This is a genomic window from Herminiimonas aquatilis, from assembly GCF_042665175.1.
Taxonomy (GTDB): domain Bacteria; phylum Pseudomonadota; class Gammaproteobacteria; order Burkholderiales; family Burkholderiaceae_D; genus Oxalicibacterium; species Oxalicibacterium aquatilis.
Window position 1 is genome coordinate 1,333,890 of record NZ_JBHTCC010000001.1, and the last position, 16,337, is coordinate 1,350,226.

At 54.7% G+C, this 16,337-nt stretch carries 14 protein-coding genes; 3 read left to right on the top strand and 11 right to left on the bottom strand.

The features are described 5' to 3' along the window. Window positions 1–19 precede the first annotated feature (19 nt). The 10 genes from ACFQO0_RS06150 to ACFQO0_RS06195 all read right to left on the bottom strand — a co-directional run bounded on the left by ACFQO0_RS06150 (window position 20) and on the right by ACFQO0_RS06195 (window position 11,988). Window positions 20–778 (bottom strand): PIG-L deacetylase family protein, encoded by a 759-nt coding sequence (locus ACFQO0_RS06150; protein ID WP_382233133.1) that lies wholly within the window; start codon window positions 776–778, stop codon window positions 20–22. Between the two features lie 10 nt (window positions 779–788). Then, window positions 789–1,145 carry a glutaredoxin gene (locus tag ACFQO0_RS06155; RefSeq protein WP_382233134.1) on the bottom strand — a complete coding sequence of 119 codons (357 nt, stop codon included), beginning with the start codon at window positions 1,143–1,145 and terminating at the stop codon, window positions 789–791. 75 nt (window positions 1,146–1,220) lie between these two features. Further along, window positions 1,221–4,331: an efflux RND transporter permease subunit gene (locus tag ACFQO0_RS06160; RefSeq protein WP_382233135.1), complete on the bottom strand. Its 3,111-nt coding sequence runs from the start codon at window positions 4,329–4,331 to the stop codon at window positions 1,221–1,223. 8 nt (window positions 4,332–4,339) lie between these two features. Next, window positions 4,340–5,620 (bottom strand): efflux RND transporter periplasmic adaptor subunit, encoded by a 1,281-nt coding sequence (locus tag ACFQO0_RS06165; RefSeq protein ID WP_382233136.1) that lies wholly within the window; start codon window positions 5,618–5,620, stop codon window positions 4,340–4,342. Window positions 5,621–5,655: 35 nt separating this feature from the next. Then, complete coding sequence (locus ACFQO0_RS06170; RefSeq protein ID WP_382233137.1) at window positions 5,656–7,158, bottom strand: efflux transporter outer membrane subunit; 1,503 nt, start codon at window positions 7,156–7,158, stop codon at window positions 5,656–5,658. Then, window positions 7,155–7,910: a CerR family C-terminal domain-containing protein gene (locus ACFQO0_RS06175; protein WP_382233138.1), complete on the bottom strand. Its 756-nt coding sequence runs from the start codon at window positions 7,908–7,910 to the stop codon at window positions 7,155–7,157. Before ACFQO0_RS06175 ends, ACFQO0_RS06170 begins: the two co-directional genes overlap by 4 nt. Window positions 7,911–8,103: 193 nt before the next feature. Further along, window positions 8,104–8,463 carry a response regulator gene (locus ACFQO0_RS06180; RefSeq protein WP_382233139.1) on the bottom strand — a complete coding sequence of 120 codons (360 nt, stop codon included), beginning with the start codon at window positions 8,461–8,463 and terminating at the stop codon, window positions 8,104–8,106. A 91-nt stretch (window positions 8,464–8,554) separates the two neighbouring features. Beyond that, window positions 8,555–10,072 (bottom strand): response regulator, encoded by a 1,518-nt coding sequence (locus ACFQO0_RS06185; protein WP_382233140.1) that lies wholly within the window; start codon window positions 10,070–10,072, stop codon window positions 8,555–8,557. Between the two features lie 3 nt (window positions 10,073–10,075). Further along, on the bottom strand, window positions 10,076–11,590 hold the full coding sequence (locus ACFQO0_RS06190) for a DUF7125 family protein (RefSeq protein ID WP_382233141.1): 1,515 nt from the start codon (window positions 11,588–11,590) through the stop codon (window positions 10,076–10,078). Between the two features lie 239 nt (window positions 11,591–11,829). Continuing rightward, a complete protein-coding gene (locus ACFQO0_RS06195) occupies window positions 11,830–11,988 on the bottom strand; it encodes a hypothetical protein (RefSeq protein ID WP_382233142.1) in 159 nt (52 codons plus the stop codon). Between the two features lie 257 nt (window positions 11,989–12,245). On the opposite strand from ACFQO0_RS06195, the gene ACFQO0_RS06200 reads away from it, so the two are divergent. The 3 genes from ACFQO0_RS06200 to ACFQO0_RS06210 all read left to right on the top strand — a co-directional run bounded on the left by ACFQO0_RS06200 (window position 12,246) and on the right by ACFQO0_RS06210 (window position 14,041). Further along, window positions 12,246–12,743, top strand: coding sequence for a pyridoxamine 5'-phosphate oxidase family protein (locus tag ACFQO0_RS06200; protein ID WP_382233143.1), 498 nt, complete (start codon window positions 12,246–12,248; stop codon window positions 12,741–12,743). A gap of 162 nt (window positions 12,744–12,905) precedes the next feature. Continuing rightward, complete coding sequence (gene pnuC / locus ACFQO0_RS06205; protein ID WP_382233144.1) at window positions 12,906–13,514, top strand: nicotinamide riboside transporter PnuC; 609 nt, start codon at window positions 12,906–12,908, stop codon at window positions 13,512–13,514. Further along, window positions 13,511–14,041: an AAA family ATPase gene (locus ACFQO0_RS06210; RefSeq protein WP_382233145.1), complete on the top strand. Its 531-nt coding sequence runs from the start codon at window positions 13,511–13,513 to the stop codon at window positions 14,039–14,041. The genes pnuC and ACFQO0_RS06210 overlap by 4 nt, the downstream gene beginning before the upstream one ends. A gap of 57 nt (window positions 14,042–14,098) precedes the next feature. On the opposite strand, the gene ACFQO0_RS06215 is transcribed toward ACFQO0_RS06210, so the two are convergent. Next, complete coding sequence (locus tag ACFQO0_RS06215; RefSeq protein WP_382233146.1) at window positions 14,099–16,285, bottom strand: TonB-dependent siderophore receptor; 2,187 nt, start codon at window positions 16,283–16,285, stop codon at window positions 14,099–14,101. Between the last annotated feature and the right edge of the window lie 52 nt (window positions 16,286–16,337).

Here is a 16,337-nt window from a genome sequence, read left to right on the forward strand (position 1 = left end):
CTAAGACCAATTTTATCGATCAGCCGAAACGTTCGAGCTCGAAACATTCCGCATATTCATCGCCGCCCAGCTCAAGATCGGCGGCATTTTTCCGATTGATGGCAAGTACCCGTTCATCGAATCCATGACCGCGCGTATTAAGATTACGCTGATGTTGTGATTGATGCAGACGCAGCAACTCGGCCTTCCATGCGGCAGTCGCCACATCGAATGGGGTGATCAAATCCGTGCGCATTGCGATCGTCTTCGCATCCTGATTCAATACCGCCCAAGTCTGCAGATTATCGGCCAGCGCTACCGCACGAAACAAGGCATAGGTGCGCTGATGCGTGACATTACTGTCGTTCCCGTGCGGCATGAAGACCAGATCCGGCTTGCGCGGCAATAAATAATCGCGCACCCGCTGATGGTTGTCGGCATCCAGGCGCGGATTGCCTTTTTCATCCGGCGGCAAACGCAGGAAACACAAACGCTCAGTCGGCAAACCGAAAAATGCACAGCTGGCGGTTTGTTCCCGCTCACGCAGGGCTGCCTTCTCGGTATCGCCATGTGCACCGGCATAGCCGTCTTCCACTCCACTCGCACCGCTGGTCAGTACCGCCAAATGGATGGTGTCACCGCGCTGATGGAAAAATCGCAGCGTCACGGCGATCGCATCGAAGTCATCCGGATGCGGCGCCAGTACCACCAGTGTGAGCGACGACGGTAGCGACAATTGCAGCAGATTCAGTGGCAAGTGTGGCGTCGATGTTTGTAGTGAGGGCGAGGGAAACACCATGGCACCTTTGTTAATTGACGAACGTGCCGGCTTTCAAAGCTGCAACTGTTTCCTTGAAGCCGCCTATCAGCTTGCCATCGACAAAGACTTGCGGATAGGTTGGCCAGCCACTCCACATCTTGATCGCCAGACGCGGCTTCCACATCGAAAAATAATTGCCGTATTCAAGATAGGTGAACGCTACACCGGCCTCAGACAGGGCGGCACGGACCTTTTTTACAAAAGGGTTCATCGCCATGCCAACCACTACAACCTTGTGTGTTGCGATGGCAGTGGCGACTTCACTGACGGTCTTCTGGTGATAGCCGGCGATGCTGGCAATCACTTCAGGCGACAATTTTTCCGAACTTAAAACAGGACGCTGCATGATGCTCTCCAGAATATTCAATCAACTGTCGGCTAGTACCCTATCCGGCCTTCACCATTTAGCAAAAAACTACACTTACTTTTCCAGCGCGATGCGCGGTGGCGTCAAGGGTTCTTCCTTGATGCCGCGTGCCTTGCGCATCATGCGCTTCATCCAGTGTTCCAGATCGTCGATGTAAGTGAAGACCGCCGGCACCACCAGCAAGCTCAGCAAGGTCGATGTGATCAAGCCGCCTATCACTGTAATTGCCATAGGCGAACGGAAACTGGGATCTGCACCCCAACCCAGCGCCAGCGGCAACATGCCGGCACCCATCGCGATCGTTGTCATGATGATAGGGCGGCTGCGTTTGTGGCAGGCATCGACCAGTGCATCGAAACGATTCATTCCTTGCTGCCGCGCGAGTATCGCGTAATCGACCAGTAGAATCGAATTCTTGGTCACGATCCCCATCAACATGATGAGGCCGATCATCGACGGCATGGACAACGCCCGACCGGTGAGCAACAGCGCAACGAAGGCACCGCCGATAGACAGAGGCAGGGCGGCCAGAATCGTGATCGGCTGCATGAAGTCCTTGAACAGCAATACCAGCACGCCGTAAATACACAGCACGCCAATCAGCATGGCAAGGCCAAAGCTTTCAAACAGCTGCAGCATCTCTTGCGCATCGCCCAACTCGGCAATTTTTACCGATGGCGGCAGATTGCGCATCGATGGCAGTGCGCGCGCTTCGGTGTTCAGCTCGCCCAGCGCGCGGCTACCCAACTCTACATCGAGCGTCACATTGCGGCTGCGATTCAGGCGATCGATTTGCGCCGGGCCACTTTCCATGGTGACGCTGGCGACGTTGCCCAGCATGACAGGACCGTTCTTGCCCGGCACCGTCAAGCGCTCTATCGCAGACAAATCGGCGCGTACGTTATCCGGCAACTTGACGAGGATAGGGACCTGGCGTTCGCTCAGATTCAGCTTGGGCAAGTTCATGTCGTAATCGCCAGCCGTGGCAACACGTACTGTCTCGCCTATGCTGGCAGCAGTCACGCCGAGATCTGCGGCACGTGCCGAGTCGGGACGCACGATGATTTCCGGACGCACCAGCGAAGCGCTGGAACTGACGTTACCGATACCTTTCAGCGTGCGCAATTCGCGTTCGACTTTTTGTGCGGCCTGCTGCAAGGCAAGCGGATCTTCACTACGCAATACCAGCTGCATCTTGACGCCGGTATCCGGCGGTCCGACGTTGAAGCGCGCACCGGGAATGTCGGCGATATTGGCGCGTATACCCTGCTCGATATTGGCCATCGTTTCATCGCGGTCGTCGCGATGCGTAGTGGTCAGCGTCAACACTGCGCGCCGCGCTTCAGCCGCCGCACCAGGCGCAAATGCATCGCCGCTAGAGCCGCCACCGACCGAACTGAAGATGCTGGTGATGTTCTTGTCTTTGGATACTGCGACCCTTACACGCTCTGTAACGGCAGTAGTTTCCGCCAGGGTGCTTCCGGGTGGCAGTTCGATATTGATCTGCGTCTGTCCGCGATCTGCTGCCGGCACAAAACCGGTAGGCAGCAGCGGCACCAGCATGATGGATGCAATGAAAAACAAGCCAGATGCAATTGCGGTCACCAGGCGATGCGTCAAGGCCCACTTCATGGTTGCCATATAGCGCTGCATCATCCAGCTGTCTTTTTCTTCATGCTGCTTGGCCGGCTTCAGGATATAAGCCGCCATCATCGGCGTCAGCAAACGCGCAACCAGCAGTGAAGCAAGAATCGCCAACACTGCGGTCCAGCCGAACTGCTTGAAGAACAAACCCGGAATACCGGCCATGAATGCGGTCGGCAAAAATACCGCCACCAAGGCAAAAGTGGTGGCGATCACCGCCATGCCGATTTCGTCGGCCGCTTCCATTGCGGCCTGCATCGGCGACTTGCCCATCCTCAGATGGCGCGAAATATTTTCAATTTCGACAATCGCATCATCGACCAGCACACCCACCACCAGCGCCAGCGATAACAGGGTCACGGTGTTGAGGGTGTAACCGAAATATTTCAAACCGAGGAAGGTGGGGATCACCGACAAAGGCAGGGCGGCAGCAGCGACCAGCGTCGCACGCCAATCACGCAAGAACCACCAGACTACCAGCACGGCCAGCAATGCGCCTTCATACAATAGCTCCATCGAACCGTCGAAATTTTCTTCTACCGGCTGTGCATTGTCGATGGCTTGTTTGAAGATGATGTTTCTGTTTTCTTTTTGCAGCTCTTCTATTGCAGCCTGCGTCCCTTTGGCGACATCCAGCTCACTCGCGCCTTTGGTCCGGAATACTTCGAAGCCCACAACAGTTTTGCCATCCTGTGAAGCCGACGAGCGACGTTCAGCGATCGTATCGGTCACATTCGCAACCTGATCGAGTCGGATGTGATGACCATCAGCCAGCGGAATATCCATCTGCGCCAATTCGGCCGCACTCTTGACGGTACCGATTGTGCGCACGGCCTGTTCCGCCCCGCTGACATCACCACGTCCGCCCGGCGCTTCTTGTTGTACCAGTCGCAAGCGGCGCGATACATCGACCGCAGCGACATTCAATGCGGCCATTTTTGCTGCGTCGAGCTCGACCCGCACTTCGCGATTGACGCCACCTACGCGTTTGAATGCACCGACGCCAGGCACGCTCAATACGCGCTTGGACACCGTGTTATCAACGAACCAGCTGAGTTCCTGTTCATCCATCGTGCTGCCTGCAGCAGCCGCAGCCGTGAATGTCAGCACTACGCGACCGGCGGTCGACACCTTGGTGACGGAAGGATCGCGCAGTTCACTCGGCAAGTCAGCGCGTATCAATGCAACGGCATCGCGCACATCGTTCACTGCGTCGGAGATATTTTTCTCCAGCACGAATTCAACAGTAACGGTCACCAGCCCATCGAGCACCTTGGTGTAGATGTTCTTGATGCCTTGCAGCGTGGCGACCGAATCCTCGATCTTGCGTGCCACTTCCGTTTCCAGCTGGGCAGGCGCAGCACCTGGCAAGGATGCCGAGACGGTAACAATCGGCAGTTCGATATCGGGAAAATCCTGTACTGCACTGGACTTGAACGACAGCAGACCGGCCAGCCCCAGCAACACAAACAGCATGATGGCGGGGATAGGATTCTTGATGGAAAGCGAAGAAAAATTCACGCCCGCTCCTATTTGGTCGTCTGTGGTGCGCCAGCTGCGGGGGCAGCAGGCGCCGGTGCAACGGAAACAGATGTATTACCGGCTTTTTTGACGGTAGCAGCATCCTGCGACATGGCAGGCGTCTTCGCACTCGAAGTAGTGGATACCGCTGCTGGTGTTGCAACTGATTCGAGCGACGGAACCACATGCACCAGATCGCCATCATTCAGGAAGCCCGCGCCATTCGCGACCAGCACCGCATTCGCATCGATGCCGGACACCACTTCTATGCTGTTGGCAAGGCGTCGTCCCGGCTCTATCTTGATTTGCGTGACGCGATTATCTGTATTCAGACGGAATACATAGTTGAAGCCGTCGCGAATCACGATCGCCTGTTGCGGCACGGTAATCGCCGACGACATGCCCAGGTCAAATTCGCCGGTGGCGAACATGCCGGCACGCACTGGCGATGCAACAGCCGCAGCTGGCGACAAATCGACATACACAATGGCGGAACGATTTTGTATATCGACAGTAGGTGCAATCATCCGCACCTTGCCTTTGACTTTGGTACCGTTGGCTGCAGTAACCAACGCAGCAGTGCCGATATCAATATTGCCAAGCTCGGTCGAAGTCACTTCCGCACGCCACTCGAGTCGTCCCTGACGTATCAGGCGGAACAGTTCGGTGCCGGCACCCACGACTGCGCCCACGGTCGCATTACGTGCCGAAATGATGCCGTCATCCTGCGCCAGCACCTGGGTTTGCGTCAAACGCAGTTCTTGCGCCGCAAGGGTGGCACGCGCTGCATCGGCCTTCGCCTTGGCAGTCTGCTCGGTAGTCAAATACTGATTGATCTGTTGTGTACTCAATGCGCCACTGCTTTCGAGCGTGCGGGCGCGTTCGGCATTATTTCTTGCATCGGCTGCATTCGCTTCCGCTTCCATGAGGGCTGCGCGTGCCTGCAACACATCGGCCTGGGTTGAGGCGGCAAAAAACGTCGCCAGGACCTGTCCCTTGCGGACTTTATCGCCGACATTGACGCGCACCTCGGTCAGACGCAAACCGTTCGATTCGCTGCCGATGATCGCTTCCTGCCAAGCAGTGATAGTGCCGTTGGCAGTCATCTTGATCGGCAAGCGCGCTTGTGATGGTTGTGCGGTAGTGACGGTCAGCGCCGGCTTGGGTCCCGTGTCGTCCTTCTTTTTCTCGCTACCGGATTTGCCACCGACCAGCAGGACAATGATTGCGATCAGTACGATCAACACGACGGCGGCGATGACGATGGTTTTAGTCTTGAAGCGTTTCATATATAAGGCCCGATATTGTTGCGCGATATTTTTTATTATTGCGTGCTGCTGCCGGTGTCGGCACTAGTACTTGTCGTGGCAGCAGGCGCGGCATTGGCTGCAGCGGCAGAATCCGGATTGACCCAGCCACCGCCTGCGGCGCGATACAGCGCAATCCACGCCGCCATGCGTTCACGTTCCAGCGATACTGCATTCAACTCGGATGCCAGACGCAGACGGCGCGCCTCTTCCAGATCAACCAGACTGGCCAGACCGTTTTTATACAGCGCCTCGAAACCGTTGAACGATGCACGATAACCTTCGACCGAGACACGGGCATCTTCGCTACGTGCAGCGGTACTTTGCAGATTGACCAGCGCCTCTTCCACTTCACGTACCGCCTGCCGCACGCTGCTGCGATAGCTGACCACCGCGGCCTCGTACTGCGCTTCTGCCGCAGTCACGTTGGCTTTGCGCGCACCACCATCGAACAGCGGCAAGCTCAGCGATACCGGCCCCACCGACCATGTATCCATATTCGTCGTCACACCGCCCGAACGGAAGCTTGCGACACCGATAGAACCGCTCAAGCTCAGGCGCGGATAGCGTTGTGCCTGCGCATTACCCACTTCCGCACTGGCAGCGGCAACCTCACGTTCGGCAATAAAAACATCCGGGCGTTGCGTCAGGGTTTGTGCCGGCAGGCTGGCAATATCCAGCACTGTTGCGGACGTGTCCGGCGCGGGCGTGTCGTTCATTTTTTTGCGCAAGGCAGGTTCATCGATCGCCGTCAGTGCCACCAGCGCTTTCACATCCAGATCACACAAAGCGCTCTGCTGTGTCGCGCGGCCGCGACCCTCTGCCGCACTGGCGCGCGCCAAAGCTGCAGTGGCCGGAGCCTGGAATCCCGCTTTCGCGCTCAAGTCGGACAAGCGCGAGGTTTCGGCGCGCGAATCGGCATCTTCACGCGTCACAAGAGCGAGCTTGTTGCAGGTACGCAGGCTGTAATAGCGATTGGCGACTTCCGCGGCAACCGAAACGCGCGCGTCATGCCAGTTGGCTTGCGCACCCTGCAAACGCGCCAGGGCTGCTCTGCTTGTCGCGCGATTGCCGCCGAACAAATCCACCTCCCACGATGGCTGCAACGCCGCTTGCGTGGTCGTGCCTAGCGGCAGCGGTGCTTGCATATTGCTGCGACTGGAACTAGCCGTGGCATCCAGTTTCGGTATCAACGCCGCTTGCGCCGCGACACGGGACGCGCGCGATTGCTCGATGCGCGACACGGCAGTGGCCACGGTAGGGCTCACGGTTTGCGCGGACTGGATCAATTCCACCAGCAATGGATCGTTCTGCTGTTGCCACCATTGAGACAAATCAGTCAACGTGCCGTGATGCGGCAAGCCAGCCGCGCTGTTGTCGGCAACCGGTGCTTTCGGCAATGGCGCATACCATTGCGATGGCGGCGTGACCGACACTGTATCCGGCGGCGCATGAAGGGCGCACGCGCTCAGCAACAAAGGCAGGCTGGCGCAAAGGACTAGATGCGTTTTTTTGATCATGATTTTTTTGTTTTTTTAGAAGCTGCAGCGGGGCTCGCCAGCGTCTGGCGGCGCGCTATTTCCATTGCGACCATCGCCTCGCCATAATCTACCAGGCGGGTTGCCCAGTGATCGACAGCAGTGGAGGTATTGATCAACTTCGGACGGATTGCATCGATCACATCGTGGCAGATGAAGAGTTGCAGTGCGAGACCGGCCAGCGAAAACGCCAGCCTGTGCACATCATCGTCAGCCTTGGATACATTCAGATGGCGCAGCAACACCGCAACCAGGCCGGCGTGCGACGGCTTGATATGGTTATCGATTTCTTCCATCCAAAGCCCGGTAGGCTCCAGCATTTCCCGGAAATGCATGCGCATCGCCAGCTGCACGACGTCGCCATGCTTGAGCGGAGCGACAAAATCCTCGAAGAAAATACGCAGCACGTCACGCAGACTTAAGGCTGGATCGGATAGATCGACGCCTTGGCACGCGGTACCCAGAGGCTCGCTGAATACCACGCGATACAGGCCGGCCTTGTCGCCAAAATAATATTTGATGGATGCAAGATTAACGCCGGCAGCTTGTGCGATATCGCGCGTAGATGTCTTGGCAAAGCCCTTTTCGGCAAACAGCCGCAGGGCTGCAAGCAACAGGCGACTACGGGCTTCGGCACCATCGGAACGCGGCTTGCGCGCGTCTACGCTATCGCCGGCCTTGGCAGCAGCGTTCGCACGGGGCACAGACGGAGTGGGTTTGAGGGCAGGTTTCATGACCGGTATTAGAACACATAAATCAAACGCTTGATTTAATTAAATCAATTGATTGCATTCAAGCCGGTTGAAGCCCGCGATAAGCGACGAGGTTGATTAAACAGACTCGCACATGCATTACCGCCTCGGCACACTCAGCACACCCAGTAAGGCGTGAGCACTATGCACTTGTCGTGCCATATGCCGCAGGTATTTATTGCCTCGCTGCGCTCTCGAGCAAGGCGGCGTATTCATCTATGCCAAACGGCTTCATCAGCCAGCCTACATTGGTCATGACATCGGGGCCGCGTGCATAACCGCTGGAGACAACAATTTCCAGCGGCTGGATCTCGCGCGCCTGACGCGCCAGATCCAGTCCCGAAATACCGGGCAGTCCTATATCGGTAATCATCAGATCGAAAGGCTGCTGTCGCAGCACGACCAAGGCGTCTTCGGCGCTTAAGCAACCGTGAGGCTGATGTCCGAGAAAGTCTGTCATTTCGACCATGCCTTCCAGTGCATCGCTATTATCTTCGACCAGTAAAACACGTAAACGCTTGTCTGGAGTTTTCATTTTTCCGCCCGTATTTTTACTTGAGTGTTCATATTGTTCAGTGCGACTTGAGGTCGAGTGCAAATGTCTTTGTAAGAAAAACCGCTTGCCGTCACGCCGTGTGGCCTTCTGCGATACAGCTGCGCAACATAGTGAAATCCACCGGCTTGACCAGATGACAATCGAAGCCGGCTTCCATTGCCAGGCGTTTATCGTTCACTTGGCCCCAACCTGTCAGGGCAATCATTTGAATTTTTTCGCCGCCTGGCAGCATGCGTATGCGTCGCGCCGCCTCGTATCCATCTATGCCCGGCAAACCGATGTCCAGAACGATGATGCCGGGATGCACTTCCTTCGCCAGCTCTACCGCCTGGTAACCATCATAGGCAACTGCGACCGTGTAACCATCGGCTTCAAATAATGCACACAGGGTATCGCAGGCATCTTGATTATCATCGACGATCAAGATACGCGAGTCGGCACATTTCTGTACATCTGTTTGTGCAAGTGAAACGTTATTTTCAACACCGGCAAGGTCGGCTTGAACCACGATAGGCAAAGTGAGAATGAATTCGCTGCCATGCCCCAGACCTTCGCTTTTCACCTTGATGGTGCCACCGTGCATTTCGGTGAATTGCCGCGCCAGACTCAAGCCTATGCCCAAACCCGACGGAGCCTGGCCGGCAGAAGTTTGCGCCTGCACAAAAATATCGAAAATGCGCGACAGCGACGCCGCTTCAAGTCCCATTCCGAAATCACGGATAGAGAATATGACGTTACCGTCATCCACCCTGGCATTGAACATAATCCGGTTCGGCGTGAGCGTGAACTTTACGGCATTTGCCAGCACATTCGCCAACGTTTGCACCAGCCGCGCTCTGTCTGCTTTCAACAGCACCGGCTCGGATGGGTAGTTGATCTCGATTTGGTGTCTTCTGCTTTCAGCCAATCCACCACATATCTCCATGACATGGGTCACCACATCGGACAACATGATGGATGCAGGTTGTAAAACAACCTTGCCACTGGTAATGCGCGCGACATCCAGCAAGTCATCCACCAGCCGCGTCAAATGCACGATTTGCCGCTCTACCACCGCATAGGTTTTCGCAACTGGCGCCAGATCCGGATAGAGATGTTTGAGCAAACCGACCGACGTACGTATGGGCGCCAGAGGATTGCGCAACTCATGGCCCAGGCTGGCGAGAAATTCGTCCTTGCGATAATCTGCATCGCGCACCTGATACTGGCGCATACGCGCACGCAATGCTGAACGCCCTGCGCTAAGCAACGCACTGATGCGTATCGGTCGCTCCAGCAAAGTCACATTCCCCAGTCGATCAATCGCGTGCCGCACGCTTGCGGAATCTGCACCGCGCTTGGTCAATAGCAGTATGGGCAAATCCGACCACGTCGCTTGGGCGTCAATGTATTGCATCAGGGAGTGCAGGATGGCCGCAGACAGCGCCTCTTCAACGGTAAGAAGGGCGCCGGCACCACGCGCCAGTTCCAGCATGAGTTCATCACCATTCGCACAGATGTGATGCTTGATATCGGATACGTCGAATACCTGCGCCGCAAGATTTGCATTTTGCCCATCGGGCGCATAAATGAGTATCCGTTTATGCATGGCTTAATCCGGCACCAGATCGGCTTCAGTCTCGAGCATATCTTCGACATAGGTCGGCACACCGGTCAGGATGCCGTGCAGGCCACGCAGTATCGGACCAACAGAAATGCCTTTGCTCGTAATGCTGAATTCGCGAATAGTGCGCTCATGCGCACTTGCACGCTTCTTGAATACGGAAATCGCCTGCCGCACTTCGGCGGCATCTTCAAAATAGCGCAGCATAATCACGTTGTCAGCCAGATAGCTGGCGTCAACCGAAGTCGTCATGTGACCACCCAGCATGCCGTGCTGCACGCCTACCAGGATCGTCACAATGTTGTGTTGACCAAGAAAGGTCAGCAGTTCATGCAAATGCGTTGTGAGGAAGCGCTCATCCGGCATCGCATTTAAATAACCGTTCAGACTATCGATCATGACGACTTTTGCATGACTCAGGGCTTCCTTGCAAACCGCGGCCGTAAATTCGCCTGGCGATAGTTCGGCCGGATCAATCTGTTGAATCGTCAACGTGCCGCTTTCCAGATAAGGACGCAAGTTCATGTTGAAACTGTCGGCACGATTGAGCAGCTTGTTCTTCGATTCTTCAAACAGGAACATCGCGGCCCGTTCGCCACGCTGCAATGCGGCGTAAACAATTTGCGTAGCCAGCGAAGACTTGCCAGTCCCCGGCGGGCCGGCCAGCAGCGTACTTGATCCTTCTTCCAGGCCGCCACCCAGCAGGGTATCGAGCGCGGCAACGCCGGTAGTTAGTTGTTGCTGCGTTTTCAGCACACGACTATCGGATGCCACCAAACGCGGATACACCACAATACCGCCATGAATAATCGCGTAATCGTGCATGCCGCCGCGGAAGGCCATGCCGCGATATTTCGCGATGCGAATACGACGTCGCTCGGCACCATAATCCTTGGTAGTCTGTTCGAGCACGATCACACCATGCGCAATACTGCGCACCTGCAAATCACCGTTGAACGCAGTACGATCATCAAGGAACATCACCGTGCAAGCGCGACTTGAAAAATATCGTTTCAAGGCAAGCACCTGACGGCGATAGCGCAACGAGCTGTCCGCCAGCAATTGCAGTTCTGAAAGAGAATCCAGCACAACGCGTGTCGGTTTGCGTTCATCGATCACCGACAATATCATTTGCGTCGTCGTACTCATTTCGACCTCAGATGGATGGAACATGGTGTACTGCTGCTCCGGCTCGAGGATATTCTCCGCTGGCACGACTTCATGAATATAAATGCCATCCATGCACCAGCCGTGCGAGCTTGCGACATCGCGCAACTCTTCTGCGGTTTCCGCCAAGGTGATGTAAATCACCGACTCACCGCGGCGCGCTCCCTCTGCCAGAAAATGCATGGCGGCAGTGGTCTTGCCGGTACCCGGCTCGCCCTCTATCAGATACAGACGGTCTCGCGTCAAGCCGCCGCCCAGGATGTCGTCCAGGCCGGCAATGCCAGTGGAAAGAAGGACGGCGTTGGCGTCCCGATGATTATTTTGAATCATGCACATCCTCCCTTTTTAATTTCATTTATCGAGTGTCATTTTCCAAAAACCGGGAAACGCTTTCAGCCTGCATCGCATACTGAAATAATTACCGCGTGACCGAGCATCTGCGCTCGTTAACAGTGATGTTTGAGCGCTTGAGCATTCCTGTCGAGCGTGACTTTGCACACATGAGAGCCGGCTGGTTTTAATTTATTTCGTAACCAAGGCCGAAAAGAATGATGGGGCCAACCAAACAGACCTTCTCAAACCTGCCGATCAATCGAGACCGGCAAAAAGGTAATCATGAAGACACTCAGGGACAAGATTCCTGTTAATACTGCTGCAAAAACCGGCGCCACAGCAAACCATGCTGCCGCTGCAATCATGCCTATGCAGGACGAGAACTTAATAATATTGATCAAGCTATTTCCCATATGTTCATTAATTTCTTTTCAACAATGTGAAATTTTGTAAATTTTTTCGAGTTCCCAATGTATCCAAAGCTGATCATCGCAACCATAGGATTTCAGCCCGATCTGCCGTAAGAAAAATCCCACAACTCTTCATGCAGCGACTTGAATCACAGTAGGTGTGCTGGCGCACCGAGTGCAATTGCGCGAGGGTTTAATGTAAACAGCTAAAGCAAGCGACAAATCAACCCCGTATCAAGGAGAGCGTCATGACTAGTGCACATCAAGACCAATTGGCAGCGTTACGCGAAAAGGTGGAAGACGTTAAATTCGGCATGTTCACGACCACCAATCCTGACCTGTCGCTATCCAGCCGCCCCATGACCAGCCAGCAAATCGATACGCAGGGTCAGCTATGGTTTTTCACGTCGGATGAGTCGGCCTTCGTCAAGAATCTTGCGGCACAGCCGTTGGTGAATGTGACGTTTGCCAAACCCGAAGACAGCTTGTATGTCTCGATATCCGGTCGCGCGATGCTGATCAGGAATCGCGATAAGGCGGAAGAATTATGGAACCCGATGGTAGGTGTCTGGTTTCCCGAGGCACTGGATGATCCGCATCTGGCGCTGATCAATGTGGATATTCACAGCGCCGAATACTGGGATGCGACATCGAGCAAGATGACGCAATTGTTTGCGATCGCCAAAGGCGTATTAACCGGCAAGCGCCCTGCCGATCTCGGCGAGCACGTCGAAATCAAACTCTAGGCTTCAACAAAGATACTGGCGTAATTCTGTATTTGACGTACCTGCTTTGACATACTCGCGACGCAGCAGAGGACTAGCTGCTGCGTCGCAGGTTTTTTCTCTATACTGCGAGGTTGCGGCACAACTGTGCTGCCCACCTGCCATCGCGACCCGCAGTTCTACATGAATGACACATTCTCCCTGTTCGGCCTGATCGATACTTCACTGATCGAGGTGCTCTCGTTTGCGCTCGCCATCACCATGGTGTGGCTCAACATTGTGCAATCGCCGTGGGCATGGCTGTTTGCCATTGCATCGGCCGGACTGTATGCAGTCGTATTTTATGAAGCGAAGATCTACGGCGACATGGCACTGCAATTCTTTTTCATCGCGGTCTCGCTGTGGGGCTGGTATCAATGGCTGTTCGGCGGCCGCGATAAGAAGGGCATAGCGGTTACGCGTTTACACCGCAGAGCGTGGCTGAGCGTGGCGCTGATCTGGGCGCTGGCGTATGGCATCGTTGCGCTGATTCTGCGCACATTTACCGATACCGACGTTCCTCACATTGATGCATTTCTGACAGCAGGCAGCCTGGTCGCGCAATATCTGTTGACGCGCAAGACGCTGGAAAACTGGCACTTGTGGATAGGCATCGATCTGCTCTACATCGGTTTGTACCTGCACAAAAACCTGTACCTGACGGCCATGCTCTACGGCCTGTTCGCCATCCTTGCATTCATCGGTCTGCAGACATGGAAAAAATCGCTGACAGCAACAGAAGCAAAAACATGAGTGCAGCCATACAGCGCATCGTCATCCTCGGCGCGGAATCCACCGGAAAATCCACGCTGGCAGCCGCCCTAGCCACTCATTACAACACGATATGGATACCTGAATATCTGCGTGAATTTGTAGAGTCGCGACAACGTACACCATACGCTGACGAACAATTTTTCATCGCAACGACGCAACGCGAACGGGAACACAAAAGCGAAGCCAGCGCCCAACGCTATTTGTTTTGCGACACATCACCGCTCATGACTGCTATCTACAGCGAACATTATTTTGGCGAGGTCGATGCGGCATTGAGCGCACTGGCAGGCCAGCATGATTATGCTGCCACCATCGTGACCACACCCACCACCCCCTGGATGCCGGATGGCTTGCAACGCGAATCCGACACAGTGCGTCAGCAAATCCACGCTCGATTAATGCGCAAACTGGATCAGGGAAACATCGCACATTTGCCGGTAGCCGGCACGACCCAGCAGCGGATTGGGCAGGTAGAAGCCTATCTCGTGCAACGCAACGCTGATTGAAGCTGACAATAAAAAACGCCGCAAGAAGGCGGCGTTTTTGTAGCGAAGCGTCTGGCTTTAAAAATCGAATTGCGTAGACAGGCGGAAGACACGCGGCGCACCCGGGATCAGGTAACCGCCGAAGGCGTTCGACGTATCACCCCAATAGAATTTGTTGAAGACGTTATCAACCCCGAAGCGGATAGTCGTTGCCGTATTGCCGAACTTGGTAGCGTAGCGCGCGCCCAGATTCAGCACATGATAGCCGTCAACTTTTTTGTTCAGCGATGCAATCTGGCTATTCGGTGCAAATATCTTGCTGGTCGAATATATCCATGTTGCGTTCAGTTTTACCGCTGGCATTTGCGGCAAAGCATAGTCCATATAAACCGCTGATTTGAATTTCGGCACATTACCAACGCGCTTGCCTTCTATAGTAGCGTCACCAGTACCTTCCGCCTTGGCCTCCAATGCGACAAAGCTGGCACCCAGCATCAAGTCACGCGTTGCACGGCCTTGTGCAGCAAGTTCAATGCCGCGATTGACTTGCTCGCCGGCCGTTACGTACGAATCAACCGTTGCGGTGGCCAAAGCACTGGACGCCTTCACGTATTCGTTATGACGTTTGATCTGGAACAATGCAGCGGAAACACTCAGGTCAGGAGTGATATCTGCCTTCACGCCGAGCTCAAGCTGTTTCGATTTATATGGATCCAACACTGATTCAGAATTTGTCAGGCCAGATGGAATTTCACCACCGGGCTCCAGTCCTTGCGAAGCTGATGCATAGAACGAAAGGGCTTTGTTCGGGCTATAGACTAATGCGACATTTGGCAAAACATAGTCATCATCATTGGTGCGTATCACGCCGCCACTTGCATTGAATTGGACGCGTTTCAGCTTTGTGTAACGCACACCCGCATGTAATTTGAACTGTTCATTCAATGCCATCACATCTTGAACAAAGAAGGATTGTTCTTCTTCTTTGCGCCGCAGCCCTACCGGATTGGTAGGCTGCAAAACCAAGTCTCTTTGTGGAGTCGTGTAGATGTTGCCCGGCAAATCTCCGACTGTCGGATTGAATAAATAATCGGCAAAATTATCTCTTCTGTTCAATGTCGACAAACCGGTTGCCAATTCATGGTTAACACTTCCCGTCGCAAATTTTCCTTGCAGCATCGCCTGCGTCGTCATGACAGAACGTTTGTCATTATCTCTGCGCAGATCGTACAGTCCAAAGTCACCGTTTGAACAGTAGCCGAAAGTGAGGTTTTCGGCTGGGCACCCCGACGACAAAGCAACCGCATCATCGCGACGCAATTCGAATTTATTTGCCTGTAAAGTAGTACGCCAGTTGTCATTCAACTCGTACTCGAATTTGACACCCAGATTATTGGTGTCATCGGTTACCGGCAAACTCCAGGTTTGATTGTTCAACATGGTCTTACCGCTCACGCCGGTTGGAAGACGCTGATCCAGTCCGAGCAATTGAAAACCCGGTACCGTCAGCTGCGACTTGTGCTGATAATCCATATCGATAGACAGCAACGCACGCGAACTCAGGCGCCAGTCAAAGGCGCCGGAAACAAATTTGCGATCGCCATTCGATCCCTGCACATACGACTTGGTATCTTCTGCCGCCGCATTGATGCGATATCCAAATACGCCATTGTCTGAACGGCCGCCAAGATCAATCGCGCCGTAAATAGAGCCACGCTCGCGCACTTCAAACGTTACTGAACGCAAAGGCGTATTGGTTGGACGCTTGGTGACGTAATTCAGAATGCCGCCAGAAGAGGCGATGCCTGCTTGCAGACCGGCCAAACCTTTGAGGATTTCCAACCGCTCCTTGTTTTCCATCGGAATCGACGAGTGCGCAAGGATCACCATCCCATCCTTACGGTAGTTGCTCCCCATGTCGAGCGTAAAGCCGCGGATTGCAAACCAGTCCGACAAACCAACGGCGTTGTATGAGTTTTGCACGCTGGCATCGTATTTGACCGCATCGGTCGCGGTGCGAATGCTGCGTTCCTGCATCTGTTCGCTGGTGATGACGCTGATGGAAGCCGGCGTTTCGCGCAATGGCGCTTCGGAAAAGCCGCCGATACTGGCATTGCGGGCGATGCCGTCGGCCGGTGCCGATGTCACGACAACCTCAGGCAAGACGTTATCAGATTTGTCGGCAGTCTGCGCAAAGGCGGCGGGCGCACACGCGCAGGCAACGGCCAATGTGATCAGTTTGTGACGGGAAGGAAATGCGGACATAGTTTGCTCACTCAATCGCGTTATGGACAAGCAGGCGAAGGAACGAACAAAG